This is a genomic window from Kitasatospora sp. NPDC028055, assembly GCF_040637885.1.
Lineage (GTDB): Bacteria > Actinomycetota > Actinomycetes > Streptomycetales > Streptomycetaceae > Kitasatospora.
Map to the genome: position 1 here is coordinate 30651 of NZ_JBEZXE010000058.1, position 14899 is coordinate 45549.

Annotated in this window: 7 protein-coding genes; 4 read left to right on the forward strand and 3 right to left on the reverse strand. The window is 69.0% G+C overall.

What is annotated here, in order from left to right; all coding sequences use genetic code 11:
• Positions 1–178 precede the first annotated feature (178 nt).
• The 4 genes from AB0F71_RS35195 (at position 179) to AB0F71_RS35210 (ending at position 11319) form a co-directional block, all read left to right on the forward strand.
• Positions 179–8725, forward strand: a complete 8547-nt coding sequence (locus AB0F71_RS35195; protein WP_360243660.1) for a ricin-type beta-trefoil lectin domain protein — start codon at positions 179–181, stop codon at positions 8723–8725.
• Positions 8726–8811: 86 nt separating this feature from the next.
• Entirely contained in the window at positions 8812–9279 is a 468-nt protein-coding gene (locus tag AB0F71_RS35200; protein WP_360243663.1) for a hypothetical protein, read from the forward strand.
• Positions 9280–9503: 224 nt separating this feature from the next.
• Positions 9504–9866 carry a hypothetical protein gene (locus tag AB0F71_RS35205; RefSeq protein WP_360243666.1) on the forward strand — a complete coding sequence of 121 codons (363 nt, stop codon included), beginning with the start codon at positions 9504–9506 and terminating at the stop codon, positions 9864–9866.
• A 193-nt stretch (positions 9867–10059) separates the two neighbouring features.
• Positions 10060–11319, forward strand: a complete 1260-nt coding sequence (locus AB0F71_RS35210; RefSeq protein WP_360243669.1) for an acetylhydrolase — start codon at positions 10060–10062, stop codon at positions 11317–11319.
• A gap of 115 nt (positions 11320–11434) precedes the next feature.
• On the opposite strand, the gene AB0F71_RS35215 is transcribed toward AB0F71_RS35210, so the two are convergent.
• From AB0F71_RS35215 to AB0F71_RS35225, 3 genes are all read right to left on the reverse strand, one after another.
• Positions 11435–11725, reverse strand: coding sequence for a hypothetical protein (locus AB0F71_RS35215; protein WP_360243671.1), 291 nt, complete (start codon positions 11723–11725; stop codon positions 11435–11437).
• A gap of 431 nt (positions 11726–12156) precedes the next feature.
• Positions 12157–12789, reverse strand: coding sequence for a hypothetical protein (locus tag AB0F71_RS35220; RefSeq protein ID WP_360243673.1), 633 nt, complete (start codon positions 12787–12789; stop codon positions 12157–12159).
• Between the two features lie 463 nt (positions 12790–13252).
• Positions 13253–14899, reverse strand: a 1647-nt coding sequence (locus AB0F71_RS35225; RefSeq protein ID WP_360243675.1) for a polymorphic toxin-type HINT domain-containing protein, incomplete at its 5' end; no start/stop codon positions are given.

Below are 14899 nucleotides of genomic sequence, written 5' to 3' on the forward strand. Positions count from 1 at the left end.
ATCGGTCAGACAATCCCCCCCTTTCTCGGCAAATCGCCATTAATCAACACCACACATAGACGATTCGTTGCAAAATCTTCATCCCGGCTGGTCATGGGGCCCCTGCCGGGAATGAGAGATTGTCGTTCGGCTTCAAATAACCCTTTATCAACAATGGCAATCTCTTGAGAGAGTCTTGATGTCACGACGGTCTCTGGCCTCGTCCGGTTCCACGGGCGGGGCCTTCTCCACGCGCAGGACGCGGCGAATAGCCGCGCTCCTGACGCTCGGTCTGCTGGTGCAGACCGGCGTGGCGGTGGACGCGCTCACGGCGACCCCCGCCGTCGCCGCGCCCACGCCACCCGCACCCCCGGTCGCACCGGCCACCGAGGCGCCCGACGAGGCGTCCGCCCTGCTGACCGCCCGACTGCAGAAGCGGCGCATCGAAGTCACCGGTGCCCGAACGGAGTTCACCACCCTGTGGGCGAACCCCGACGGCACCCTGACCTCCGACCGGTCCACCGGGCCGATCCGGATGAAGGTCGGCGAGGCCTGGGTGCCCGTCGACACCACGCTGGTGCAGACGACGGACGGCAAGGTCGCGCCGAAGGCGCACCCGGGCGGGGTGGTCTTCGAGGGCGGCGACGCCGGGGTGACGGTGGGCGACAGCCTGCCGAGCGCCGCGGCCGCAGTCGCTCCCACGACCGCTCCGACGACCACGCCGAGCGCGGCACCGACGACGCCCGCTGCTACTCCGTCAGCAAGCGGTTCCACCGCAGTGGCTGCCTCGCCGTCGGCTGCCCCGTCCGCCTCCGGTTCGGCTTCCGCCCCGGCCTCCCCGTCGGCCTCCGCCTCGGGTTCGGCCTCCGCCGAACCGTCCCGGGCCTCCCGCAACGGCGCCCGCGCCGCAGCGGCCCCGGCCGCCGCCCCGAAGCCGGCCGACCAGCAGCCCGCAGCCCCCAAGCCCACCGACGCCAAGCCCGCCGATCCCAAGCCCGCCGAGCGCGAGCTGGTCAAGATCGGCTCCGGTGAGCAGCAGGTCAAGTTCGGCTGGCTCGGCAAGCTGCCCAAGCCCAAGCTGGAAGGCAACAAGGCCACCTACGTCGACGCCCGCCCCGGCGTCGACCTGGTCCTGGAGGCCACCCGGACCGGCTTCGAGCAGTTCCTGATCGTCAAGGACCGTGCCGCCGTCGCCCAGACCGGCACCGTGACAATCCCGCTCGACACCACCGGCCTCACCGTCGCCCCGCAGCAGGACGGTTCGATCCAGCTGCTCGACAAGGCGAACGGCAAGACCGTCGTCCGCATCCCGGCCCCCGTGATGTGGGACGCCACCGTCGACCAGGCCTCGCAGGAGCACCTGAACCGCGGCCCGGTCACGATGGAGCTGCGCGGCCAGGGCGCCGACACCGAGCTGGTGTTCACCCCGGACGCTGGCTTCCTCGCGGACCGGAAGACCCGGTTCCCGGTCACCATCGACCCGGTGGTGGACGTCGGCACGACCTTCGACACCTACGTCCAGACCAACGAGAACATCGACGCCTCCGCGTCGACGGACCTCAAGCTGGGCAGCTACGACGGCAAGACCGTGGCCCGGTCGTTCCTGACCATCCCGGGCGGCCCGTTCAACGGCAAGCAGATCCTGGGCGCCACCCTCAACGTCGCCAACTACCACTCCTCGTCCTGCACCCCGAAGCAGTGGGAGGTCTGGAACGCCCCCGGCGCCGCCTGGTGGACCCGCTGGGGCAACCAGCCCGCGCTGGACCGCAAGTGGGCCACCTCGAACGACACCTGGGACGTGTCGAACGACGGTGACAACCACGACTGCTACGCCCCGGACGGCTCGTTCTGGGCCAGGGCCGACGTCACCGAGATGATCCGGAACTTCGCCGGGTACGGCTACAACGACTACGCCTTCGCCCTGAAGGCCGCCGACGAGTCCAGCAGCCTGTCCTGGAAGCGGTTCAGCTCCGCCGAGGGCTACTGGCCGCCGTACATCTCGATCACCTACAACACCGTCCCGGCCACCCCGGCGACCGTCGAGGTGCTCCCCTCCCAGCAGGGCAACCCGCGCTACACCTCGGACCCGAACCCGCGCTTCCAGGTGCAGGCGGCTGACCCCGACGGCGACCCGCTCAAGGTCTACCTGGACCTGTGGCGCGGCGGCACCTTCCTCGGCAGCATCGTCCGGGACACCCCGAACGGCGCGATCGCGACGGTCCGTCCCTCCGACTACGGCATCGCCAAGCTCGACGAGGGCGTGCAGTACTCGATCTGGGCCATGCTCGACGACGGCAAGTCCCGGTCCGGCTGGGTCGGCACCAACGTCATCGCCGACACCGTCAAGCCCGGAACGCCGTTCGTGAGTTCGGCCGACTACCCGTCCGACGGCCTCTGGCACGGCACCGCCAACCAGCCCGGCTCGTTCACCTTCTCGCCCGCCCCGGGCACCGACGACACCGCGGCCTACGTCTACACCCTGGACGGCGGCACCCCGGTGACGGTCACCGCGACCGGCGCCCTGACCACCTCGATCACGCCGACCACCGAGGGCCGCCGTGTCCTGTCGGTGCAGTCCAAGGACCGTGCGGGGAACCTCTCCCCGCCCGCGACGTACGTGTTCCAGGTCGGCCAGGCGGGCATGAGCTCGCCGGTCAACGGCACCCAGACCGCCAAGCGCGTCAAGCTCTCCGTGGACGCCCAGACCCAGTTCAAGCGGGTGGTCTACCAGTACCGCCGCGGCCCCGGAGCCACCGAGTACAACGTCCCGCGCGCCAACCTCACCAAGGCCGACAACTCCCCGGTCACCGAGGACAAGCCACGGCTCGCGGACCTCGGCCCGCACGCCAACTGGAACGTGCTCGACACCCTCGGCCAGGTCGGCGGCGTCGTCCAGGTCCGCGCCGTGCTGTTCCCCGAGGACGGCTCCGGCAACGGCTACACCACCGTCTGGAACACCATGACGGTCGACCGCAACGCCGACGGCGCGGCCACCGACACCATCGGCCCCGGCTCGGTCAACCTGCTCACCGGTGACTACTCCACCGATGTCACCGACGCCGACGAGTTCGGCATGTCGGTCAAGCGCACCACCTCCTCGCGCGACCTCGCCCGCGGCTGGCAGCCCCAGGGCGAGCGGCTGACGCTCAACCAGCGGCAGATCGGCACCGACACCGCGGGCTTCACCCCCGGTCAGGCCGACGTCTCGCGCTCCACGGCACGCGGCCACGACAGCTCGACCGACTCGCTGCGGATCGTCCCGGCCGCCTCCGGGTGGGACTCATTCGCCGCGGTCGGCCCCGAGTACACCATGGGGCAGGGCATGAAGCCCGGCCGCACCTACCGGCTCACCGGCTGGATCTACGTCCCCGGCGCCACCGGCCTGGACAACCCGCTGGCCAACCGCGGCCTGCGGATGGTCGGCGTCTACCGCACCCCGGCCGGCTACGGCGAGACCGCCTCGCCGAAGGCCTCGTTCACCGACGGCTGGCAGCAGCTGACCGTCGACATGGCCGTCCCGGCCGACGCCACCGAGGCCTGGTTCCGCCTCTACAACGGCAACGCCGCCGGCAGCGGCAAGGAGGTCTTCTTCGACGACCTCTCGCTCAAGGAGCTCGTCGCCCCCTTCGGCCCCCAGTGGGCCGGCGGCCCGGACGCCGGCACCGGCGGCGACTACCGCTCGCTCTCCTTCCCGCAGTCCGACCTGGTCGAGATCAAGGGCAACGACGACACCTCGCTGACCTTCGCCAAGGGCAACGACGGAACGTTCTTCCCCGAGCCCGGTGCCGAGGCCCTGGCCCTCAAGGCCGTCCCGGCCAAGTCCGGCGCGATCGTACTGTCCGCCTCGGGCCAGTGCCTGGAGGTGCCGAACGGCGCCGCCGGCACCGGCGCGCGGCTGCAGCCCGCCCCGTGCACCGGCGCCGCCAACCAGCAGTGGACCCGCGGCGACGACCTCACCCTGCGGCTGCTGGGCTACTGCCTGGACAACCCGTGGGGCCAGTCCGCCAACGGCACCCCGCTCACCCTGTGGACCTGCAACGGCGGTGACAACCAGCAGTGGGAGGTCCGGCCGAACAACACCGTGACCAACCGCCACTCGGGCCAGTGCCTGGACGCCGACAAGGGCGCCTCGATCTGGGTCTGCTGGGCGGGCCCCAACCAGGTCTGGGACATCCAGACCGCCGGCACCACCTACGAACTGACCGAGCTGGACGGCTCCAAGACCGTCTTCGCCCGCCAGGCCGGATCCAGCATCTACCAGGTGGTCAGCGAGACGGGGCCCGATGCGGCCTCGACCACCCGCTACCAGTACGACACCACCGACGGCCGCTCGCTGGTCAAGCGCGTCATCCCGGCCGTCGAGCCGGGCGTCGACGACGTCAACGGCTGCACCGTCGACCCGCTGCCGCGCGGCTGCGAGGTGATGGAGTACGACTACGCCAAGGTGACCACCGCCACCGCCGCGACCCCGGGTGACTACCTGGACCGCGTCCGGGGCGTCAAGGTCTGGTCGTGGAACCCGGCCACCTCCAAGCAGGAGGCCGTCGAGGTCGCGCACTACGCGTACGACGACCGCGGCCGCCTGTCGCAGGTCTGGGATCCGCGCCCGGCCGACCTGCTGAAGATCTCCTACGGCTACGACGACACCGGCCGGGTCACCCGGATCGCTGCCGCCGGCGAGCAGCCGTGGAGCCTCGACTACGGCAAGGCCGCGTCAGACCAGGACCCGGGCCGACTGCTGAAAGTCCGGCGCAACACCCTCGCGCCGGGCAGCAAGGACCAGGTCATCGGCGAGAACGCGACCAACGTCGTGTACGAGGTGCCGCTGACCCGTGCCACGGGCGGACCGTACGACCTCTCCGGCGACGACGCCCTCAAGTGGGCGCAGACCGACGCGCCGACGGACGCCACCGCGGTGTTCGGCCCGGAGGACGTCCCCGCCGTCAACACCGCCACGGCCGCCAAGCCCGGCCCGGACGGCTACAGGCCGGCCACCGTCCACTACCTCAACGCCTCCGGCAACGAGGTCAACACCGCTGAGCCGTCCATCACCGACGGCGGTGACATCAGCACCTCCGAGTACGACCGCTACGGCCACGTCGTGCGCTCCCTCTCGGCGACCAACCGCTCGATCGCGCTCGACAAGCACCCCGACGCCGACAAGTTCGCCGCCGAGCTGAACCTGCCGAAGGACTCCGCCTCGCGGGCCCGTCAGCTGGACTCCCGGACGACGTACTCGGCCGACGGCATCGACGTCGTCGACACGCTGGGCCCGGCCTACCGCGCCTCGCTCGCCGAGGAGGTCAAGGGCCAGACCTCCCCGGTCGCCGTGACCTACGAGGCCGAGAAGCTGCCGCAGCTGGGTACCAACGCCAAGGTCCAGGTCGACAACGACTGCTGCGGCCTGACCTGGTCCGGCGGCGCCCACCTGAGCGTCCGCGGCACCGCGGCGGGCGCGTTCGACACCATGCGGGTCAGCGTCCCCGAAGAGGGCAAGTACGTCCTCTCCGGCCAGCTCACCAAGGCCAGCGACCACGGCGTCATCCAGTGGGCGATCGACGGCCGGCCCGTCGGCCGGCCGATCGACACCTACAGCGCCGGCGGCGTGATCGCCCCGTACACCGTCGGCGACGAGGTCCAGCTGTCCCGTGGCGACCACGAGCTCAAGCTCACCCTGGTCGACACCAACACCGCCAGTGGCGGCGAGCGCTTCCACACCGGCATCGACACCGTCACGCTCACCAAGACGACGGTCAACCCGACCCTCCCGGCCGGCACCTCGGTCGTCGCGCGGGACCACAACACCAGCACCTACGACGAAGGGAAGCCCGACGGCCAGGCCTACCACCTGGTCACCACCGCCACCGACGGGGCCCGCATCGACGGCTACGCCGACGACGTCGAGCTGCGCGTCTCCAAGCACGGCTACGACACGCCGATCGGCGGCACGCCCGGGTGGAAGCTGAAGAAGGCGACCTCGGTCACCACTGATGCCCTCGGTGCCAAGCTGACCGCGACCGTCAAGTACGACGCCTCGGGCCGGGCGCTGGAGTCCCGCAAGCCGGGTTCCACGGGCACCGACGCCGGTACCGTCAAGTCGGTCTTCTACACCGCCGGTGCCAACCCGGACGACGCCGCCTGCGCCGGTCGGCCCGAGTGGGCGGGCCTCCCGTGCGTCACGACGCCGGGCGGTGCGGTCACCGGCGCGGACGCGAGCCGGATGCCCACCACCCTCCCCGTGAAGCGGATCACCCGCTACTCGCCCTTCAACGCGCCGGAGGAGACGACCGAGACCAACGCGGGCAAGTCCCGCAAGACCGTCACCGTCTACAACGAACTGGACCGCGTCGTCTCGACCGAGATCACCTCGGACGAGGGCAAGCCACTGCCCAAGGTCACCGTCGAGTACGACCCGGCGACCGGCGAAGCGGTGCGGACCACCGCCGGCGGCAAGACCCTCACCAGGGTCATGGACTCCCTCGGCCGACTGATCTCCTACACGGACGCCGACGGCGCCACCACCACCACGGAGTTCGACCGCTACGGCAAGCCGGCCAAGGTGAGCGACCCGACCGGATCCACCACCTACGCCTACGACCGGGCGAAGGAGCCGCGCGGGCTGGTCACCTCGGTGAACGACAGCATCGCGGGCGAGTTCACCGCGAAGTACGGCCCGGACGGCCAGTTGGTCGAGCAGACGTACCCGGGCGGGATCGTCCGCAAGGACACCTTCAACGCGGTCGGTGAGGCCACCAGCCGCAGCTACACCCGCAGTTCCGACAACACGGTGATCTGGGCCCAGACCACCGACATCTCCACCCAGGGCCAGGTGGCCAAGGACACCAGCTCCACCGCCACCCGCTCCTACCAGTACGACCGACTCGGCCGACTGGTGAAGGCCGAGCAGACCACGGTCGCCGCCGGCTGCGTCACCCGTCAGTACGCCTTCGACTCGCACTCCAACCGCCTCTCCAAGCAGACCTCCCCGCACGGAGCGACCGGCGAGTGCCGCACGGACGGCGCCACGGCGGAGAACCACACCTACGACAGCGCCGACCGGCTCATCGATCCGGGCTTCACCTACGACGCCTTCGGGCGCACGGTGCAGACCGCCACCGGCGCCACCAACACCTACTGGGCCAACGACCGCGTCGCCGCCCAGGAGAAGGGAGACACCAAGCAGGAGTGGGCCGTTGACGCCGCCCACCGCCTGACCGCGTTCACCACCAGCAAGAAGCAGGCCGACGGGACCTGGGCCAACGCCACGTCGAAGCTGAACCACTACGGTGACGACTCCGACCAGGTCCGGTGGACCGTCGAGGACACCACGCTCGGCACCCTGACCCGCAACGTCTCGGGCCTGGACGGCAGCCTGGTCGCCACCACCAGCAAGACCGGCGACGTCCAGCTCCAGTTGGCGAACCTGTTCGGCTCGGTGGTCGTCACCACGGACACCGCACTGACCAAGCCGGTGGTGCTGGACTTCGACGAGTTCGGCATCCCCCAGGACGGTCAGGCGGCCGTCCGGTACGGCTGGCTCGGCGGCAAGGAGCGCTCCGCGGAGGCCCTGGACGGCGACATCCTCATGGGTGCCCGCCTGTACAGCCCGTCCGTCGGACGCTTCCTCCAGGTCGACCCGATCCCCGGCGGCAACGCCAGTCCGTACGACTACTGCACCGGCGACCCGATCAACTGCACGGACCTCGACGGCAACTGGGGCATGCCCAAGTGGCTCAAGAAGACGGTCGAGGTCGTCGCCAAGGTCGCTGAGGTGGCGTCCTACATCCCCGGCCCCATCGGCGCCGTCGCAGCCACCGTCTCGGCGGTCTCGTACGCCGCCACCGGCAACTGGGAGAAGGCCGCCGAAATGGCCGTCACCGCGGTCGCCGCCACCGTCGGGGCCGGCCCGGTCGTCAAGTCCGTCGCAGCAGCTGCCAGATCGACCAGGGTAGCGGCGAAGGCCGGTAGGGCGGCCGGCGCCTCCAGGATGCTGAGCAGGGCCACCTGCAACTCCTTCGATCCGGACACCCTGGTCCTGATGGCCGACGGCACCCAGGTGCCGATCGCCCAGGTGAACGCCGGCGACTACGTTGCCGCCGTCGACCCGGAGTCGGGCACGACGACGGCCCAACCGGTGCTCGGCGTACTGGTCGCGAACACGACCAAGCACATGGTCGACATCAGGACCGATCAGGAACCCACCACCTCGGGCATCCGCGCGACGTCCTACCACCCGTTCTGGGTCGAGGGACGGGGATGGGTCGACGCCATCGGATTGAAGCCGGGTGACCGTCTGCTGTCGCCCGACGGAACCGGTCCGACCGTCACGTCCGTGGTCGACGAGGGCGAGCTGCCTTCGCAACTCGTTTTCAACCTCAACGTCGGCGATATTCACACCTACGTCGTGTCCGACGGCGCAAATAATATCGTCGTACACAACGCCACCTGCCCGATCCCGCGAAAGGTGTGGTCGAACCACATCTACACCGGACACATATCGAAGGCGACCCAGAAGCTCCGCAGCAAGTTCATCGGCGATCGCGAAGAGGTCCGCGGTCTCATTGCCGACACCATCCGCACGGGCACACGGGCACGCTCGACCCTTGGCCGGGCAGGCCACACGTACGAGAAGACGTATGACCGCCAGGTCGGAGTGCAAAGGAATCTCAAGGGAAGGGTTTCGAAGAAAAAGCGAGTCCGAGTGGTCGTCGTCAGAGGTAAGGTGGTAACGGCCTACCCGTTCTAGAAAAGCACCGGGGGTGCGAGGCGGACTTCTTCCGCCTCGCACCCCCTCCTTCGATACGAAAAAATCCAGCCTCAGGAGAACAGCGAATGACCGTGTCGATGAGAATCTCCACGAAAGGCAATCCTTTCAGGAAATCAAAGTCCCCGGTCCAGCAGGTTGGCCTGACCGAACTGACGCACCACCGACCACTCGGTGACATCGAGATCCACGGAGACGGAATCACCTTCGAGATGCCGGGTGTCTCCCTTTTCGACTTCACCAGGGTCATGCTCCTCTGCATCGCAGAGGCACGCCGGTCAGGAAAGTCTGAGTACTATTTCCCCGAGGGGGAGGGGTATATCTTCCTCACGAGGACCGGCAGCATCGTCGAAATGACCTGCGACTTCGAGGACGGAGCCATCCGGGCGACACCTGGGGAGTTCAGGAGAGCACTGGCAGCCGCTGGTCTCGATATGATCGACCACCTCCAGGACCACGACTCCGGAGTCCTTCGCAACCCACACTTCAAGAAGCTCCGGGCAGATCTCCTCCTGGCAGCCGAGGAGATCGACTAGCCACCCCCCAGGTTGGGACGAGGTGTTGGATGGGGCCCTTGGTAGCAGTCGGCGCCCCCCAACAACCCGACACCTGCCAATGATCCCTGGCCGAACTGAACGCCAAATCGCCTATGGCGCAAGGGAGTTCACTCGTACGAGTGATTGCGAACGCTCCGCACACTGACCGACACTCGAAGCATCCGGAGAGCTCATGGGGCTCTCCCGGCGCAAGGAGTGACGCCATGAGCGCAGCCGAATCCTCCGCCTCCGAGATCCCGCAGATCGCGGGCCACTCGCAGCCCACCAGCCCCGGACAGGAACTCGCCGCGATCGGCGGCAACGTCGGCGCCGTGTGGCGCGGCTGGTGGACCTGGACCCCCTCGCACGGGACGTTCAACCTGCAGATCCCCTGGAACGTCATCGGGATCGACTCCACCGTCGTCATCACCGCCTCCGAGATCGACTCCAACGGGAACCGCTTCGTCGGCGCCGCCGCCTTCCAGGTGTCGAGCATCGCCCCCGGCAACGGGATCGTGACCTTCAAGATCAACATCGGCTGGAACAGCTCCATCCCGATGCGCACCGACGTCCTGGTCTTCAACTGAGGCTGACCGGACCTCGACGCACGGAGAACAACGGGAGTGGGAAGTCGGCTCGGCCGACTTCCCACTCCCGACCTTTTTCACGCCCGGCCGCGCATCAGCCCGGGGATGTAAACCCGTGGACCAATGCGGCCTGCCCGAGGATCAACCGGTGGGCCGATGCCGCTCCCCCGCGCCCCGTGACAGCGTCCTCCGCATGGACACCACGCCGTTCACCGGCCCCACCGGACCGTCCGGACCGACCCGCCGCCCCGGACCGACCCGCCGTCGCATGCTGGGTACCGCTCTGGCCCTGGGCGTCGCCGCCCCGCTCGGTCTGGCCTCCACCGCCCGGGCGGACGCCCCCGCCGCACCGGGCGGCACTCCCACGCCCGCTCCGGCACCGGGCCGGCTCACGCTGCCCGCGCCCACCGGCCCGCACCGCATCGGCACGGTCGCCCTGCACCTGCGCGACACCGCCCGACCGGACCCGTTCGCCGGCCCCGGCCGGTACCGCGAGCTGATGGCCAGCGTCTGGTACCCCGCCCGGCAGGCCGAGGAGCTCCCGCTCGCCCCCTGGCTGAGCGACGGCGCCCTCAAGGCCTACCTGGACGACGCCGGCTACCGGATCCCGCTCAGCGCCGCTCCGCTCACCGCCGCCCGCCAGAGCGCACCCGTCCATCGCCCCGGCCACCGGCTGCCCGTCGTCGTCTACTCGCACGGCGCCCACGCCCACCGGGCCGTCAACACCGTCATCGTCCAGGAACTCGCCAGCCACGGTTACGTCGTGGTCACCGTCGACCACACCTGGGACGCGTTCACCGAGTTCCCCGACGGCCGGGTGCTCACCCCGTGGATCGAGGGCGCCCCCAGGATCAGCCCGAACGACTGCGCCGCCGACGCCCGGTTCGTCCTGGACTGCGTCGAGGAACTCGCCGCCGGACGCAACCCCGACGTCGACGGGAAGGCGCTCCCCGAGGGCCTTCTCGGCGCCCCCTACCCGCTCGACGTCGGCATGTTCGGCTGGTCCAAGGGCGGTTCGGCCACCGCCGCCGTCCTCATGGCCGACCGCCGCGTGCGGGCCGGCCTCGCCCTCGACGGTCCGATGGCGGCCATCCCCGTCACCGACCTGGACCGGCCGTTCATGATGATCACCGCCGAGTTCGGCCGCGACCAGAACCCGAACGCCGTCACCTTCTGGAACCACCTGCGCGGCTGGCACCTCAACATCCAGGCCGACGGCGTCCGCCACAACTCCTACGGGGACGCGGCAGTCCTGATGCCCCAGGTCGCCAAGGAGCTCGGCATCCCCGACCAGCAGCTCCAGGAGATGGTCGGCACCCTCCCCGCCGACCGCTCCACCCGCATCCAGCAGTCCTACCCGCTCGCCTTCTTCGACGCCCACCTCCGCCACCGCCGCAGCGCCCTCCTCGACGGCCCCTCGCCGAGGTTCCCGGAGGTCAAGTACCTCCCGTGACACCGGAATCGGGCGGCCGCCACGGGGGTGCGGCCGCCCGGACCCGAACGACCGGTGGCCCCGCCGCCTCCGCGACAGGGCCACCGACTCGCACCCGACAGGTGCATCCGCCGGCTCACGAGTCCTCCGAGAGCCAGGCCAGGACGTCCTGGCCCACCTCACGCACCTCCGGGTCCTCGCCCTTCTCCACCCGAGCAGCCAGCCCACGGAGCGCCACCCGGTCGTTCAGGTGCAGGTGGAGCTCGACCAGCCTGCGCCAGTCATCGGCATCCGCGGTCGGCAGCCGCTCCTCCACGAGTCGCCGCACCTCCGGCCTCGTCACCTGCGGGTTCCCGGCGGCGATCGCCTTCCTGGCTTCGAGCGCGAACCTCGGTGACATCGCGAGGTCGACCAACTCCTCGAGCAACGTGGCGACATCGCCAGGGAGACGCTGCAAGAACGACAGCGCCGTCCCTGCTCCCAAATCGACCCCCGCAGCGCAGCTGACAGAACGGCACGGCACGAACCCGCGTTCCGGTAGAAGTCCGCGCGGGCCCTGGCAACCTGCTGTTCGGCCGTTACGACCAGAGCCCAGAGGTCTTCATCAGACTTGGAACCGTCCACCGATCCTCCCTGATCAGTGTTGGACTACGGAGTTCTGCCAGTCCATGCTGAGCCCGCAGTTCACCTACGCTCCGATAGGTCGATGCCCCGTCCAGCGTATCGCCGGCCAGCACGTAGTACGTGTGCCACGCGACCCCTCTTCACCTGTTTTTCGCGGGTCACCGTTAGTTTGACGGCCCGTCGGCGTTCATGGATGTGCACCGAAATCCGTGGTTGTTGCCGTCGCTACTGCCGTCAGAGGTGTAGACCAGCGCTGCCGTCGTCGGCCGCGCGCGATCCTACTGCCAAGCTCCGGGCTCGGCGCGCAAGGTCCCGCAGGGCACGGTCGAGGACCCGTCGCTCGCACGAGACCTCGGACACGGATCCGCCCCGCTCCAGCAGGTCCACCCTGCCGTAGCGCTCGCCCTGGTGTCGGTGCATCACCTCAAGTAGGGCGAGGTCGCCCAGGGTTGCCGCAGCGCGCGTCGGATCGGTTTCGAAGAGTGCTTCGAGCGTACCGCCGGAGACGTCCTCGACCACGGCGACGTCCGCCGGATAGTGGCGCCGGCTGTCATCCGCCAGGAGCACTTGCGGAACCCGTGCCCCGAGGCTGTCCAAGCTCCGCTGCGTGGTCAGGAACGGGACCAGTCCGGAGGCGGGCCCGAACGGGTCAGCTGGATCGGCCTCGCGCGCGCCTGGCCAGAAGTTCTCAGCATCGGCCCAGCTGTAGACGATCACACTCGCGGTGCGGGTTCCCTCAAGGCGGACCCGGTACACCCCTTTCTTGCTCCCCCCACGCAACCGGTCCACCGCGACGACGCGGCATCCCGATCCGAGCGCGTCACGCACAAGCCCCGACAGGTCTTCGATCTCCGCGAATTGCCGCATCCGCGGAAACCTACTGGAGGCGGCGCCGCGCGTGCCACGGGATATCTCCCTCACCTCCGACTACCGACGAACGACGCACATCCAAGCTGCCGCCCCTTCAGGCCGCCGGACTCTCCACACGCGAGAGCCCCAGGACTCAATCTGGGGCTCTCGCGCCGAACTACCACTCAGTCGGACTCATCCGAGAAATCGCTCACCAAGCCCATGCGCCGCCATCACGCACCCCCATGGGCTCTTCCCCGGATCTCGATAGCACGCTCCCTGGCTGCCTCAGACTCTGCCCGTGCACGTTTCCGATCCGCATCGAAAAGAAGCGCACCAGAGAGCTCTTCCAGGACATCGGCCATTCGCTCCCACCATGCCGCGAATTCCTCCGACTCCTCAGAGCCCGATGGCCTGGCAGAACGAACCTCGCGCAACTTGCGCAGGACTTCCTTCAATCCTTCCGGCAGAGAACTCATGACTATCCATTTCCGCCGATAACCTGGAGGAACCGCTTACATGCAGGGCACGGGCCGATCAATTCCCCGTGCTCTAGCAATGGGAATGAATTCCCTCGACCGCCACCACCGATTTTTACGGACTGGAAGGTTGAACCCGCAAGCGGAATGCCACTCGTCTCGAACTTAATAGCGCATCCCACCTCTCCACAGCCCCCGTGATGGGCCGAATCGGCGACCGCCCTCGCAGTCTGCTCCGGCATAGTGCCCGTACGAGTGTCAACAGCATAGGACATATCCGTATGCTGGCCATCTGCAGAGATGATCTTCGTCGCCACATTTGGCCGATCTGCGGGCGGAATACTCAACGCCGCGTCCGCAAAATCGAGCAGGTCCTCGTCAGCTTCACCACAGTTGTGGACGAGGACTGGCGTGGTACCAGCGAGTACATAGTACGTGTGGATGTCGGCGATGGTGAGGTCGTAGGCGACCTGGGGGGCCGTCTCGTAGTTCCGCACCGTTCGGATGGTGAGGGTTCGGCCGTCCGCGGTGCGGACCTTCTCGCCGGGGTGGAGGTTTGCCGCGTCGGTCCAGCGGTGCGTGGTCTCGTCCCAGAACGGGTGGTGCTGGGTGCTGGTGAGGTTCTCCGTCCCTCCGGGCGCCCCGGTGGAGGGGTCGGTGGTCTGCAGGGTCAGATCGGTGAACTTGCTGTCGTCAGGGGTGCGGATCGTGCGCGTGACGGGCTTCGGCTCGGACTTCCCGGTGGCCGGATCCGTGGCCTCGACCTGGTCGCCGGGCTGGAGGTCCTCGATCGACTTGGTCGTCCCGTCCGCGAGGAGGACCTTGGTGCCGGGCAGGAAGCTGTGGGTGCCCGTAACCGCCAAGAGCGGGTTCGGGCAGGCGCCGGCCGCCTCCGCCTCGGCCTTCTCCAGGTCCTTCGCGGCAGTCGTCCCCGCCTTCTCTGCCTTCTCCGCCTTTCCTACCGCGCCGACGGCACGTCCGCCGGGGAGGATGCCCGCCAGGCCCTCGGCGGCGTCCAGGTACTTGCCGTCCTTGATGTCCATGGCGGCGCCCAACACGCTGGCCGGCACGCTCAGGCCCGGGATCCAGGAGGCGCCGTCCGCGGCGTCGCGGACGTTGCCCCAGAGCGTTCCACCCCTGGTGATGATGAAGTAGTGCGGGCTGACGATGTTCGGATACTTGGGGGTGCCGTTCCCCTTGCTCCAGTACTCCTCCGTCCAGGCGCCGTGGCCTTCCGGCTTGAACGTCTCGGTGATGACGTCGCCCTTGTCGGTGTAGCAGGCGCCGAAGCCGCCGCACACCCCCTCGGGGCGGAGGCCACCGGGGTCGCTCAGGTTGGTCGGGTCGTTGGTGCTGTACGCGTATGCGTTCCACTGTTGGGGGTTGGCCGGATCGAGGATCGGATCCGGGCTGAGGAAGCGGCCGGTGCTGGGCTGGTACTGGCGTGCGCCCAGGTTGGTGAAGCCGGTCGCGTCGTCCTTCAACCCGTTGACGAAGCCCTTGTCGCCGGCCCACGAGGTGCCGCTGCCGTAGCCTCGGAGGACGCCGAAGGGGTCGGTCCAGCGGCGGTTGACATCGGTGGTCGCCGAGTCGATGGACAGGGTGCCGGTGCCGTGCTGGTCGGCGAGCTGGTAGGTGAGCCTGGTCGG